General features: G+C 59.1%; 1 protein-coding gene. It reads left to right on the top strand.

The annotated features are described in order from the left end of the window. The coding region (locus ACZYSM_RS29230; protein WP_489077158.1) for a LysR family transcriptional regulator at positions 1-817 on the top strand (817 nt) is incomplete at both ends.

Genomic DNA, 817 nt, shown 5'->3' with positions numbered 1-817 from the left:
GCCGTCTTTGAGGAGCGCAATATCACGTCGGCGGCGCAGCGTTTGTTTATCAGCCAGCCGACGCTCTCGGTGACCATCAAGCAGCTGGAGCAAGAGTTGGGTACGACGCTGTTCATCCGCCAGCCACGGGGCGTAGAGGTGACTGAAGAGGCGCGAGTGCTGTATCCACAGGCGCGGCGGATGGTTGCCGAAGCAATGGCTTTGAGCCGATTATTTCGTGCAGGTGAAAGCCGCGCACTGCTCGAGCTGGGTGTGGAAGGTGACATTGCTGACAGCCACATCGAAGGGTTCATACGTATGGCCCATCAAGCGCTGCCGAATTTGTTACTGACCCTGAAAGAAGGTTGCCAGGGCGATGCCCGCCTGGCCGTGGAAGAGCTGTGCTGCGAGGACGAATTGTTCCTGCCGCTCTGGGAGGAGTCCTACGTGATGACACTGCCCGTCGAACACCCCATGGCGCAGGACTCAGAGCAACAGCGTTGGACACCCATTGACGATTGGATTACCTGCCCGCAGCACGTCTCCCATCAACGTTTGATGGCACTCTACGACTGTTCGCCAGGGGCGGTGGCCGGGAATGCCGGCTCATTGAAGCAGGCACTGAATATGGTCAGTGCGGGTATCGGTGTCGCGATGCTGCCGCAATCGTTAGTTATGGGCCATAAAGGGGTGTTAACACGCGCCTGGCACCTGCCGATGCCGACTCGCCGCATCGGCCTCTGTTATGCCGCGCAGGCCCTGGAGTTGCCTACGTTGCGGGCCTTACACGAGTACTTTCAGTCGAATAGGCCAGTGCAGTTTTCTGCCGGTGTCCCAA

It is taken from the genome of Pseudomonas sp. F220 (genome assembly GCF_057813935.1).
This window is presented reverse-complemented; position numbering and strand designations above follow the sequence as displayed.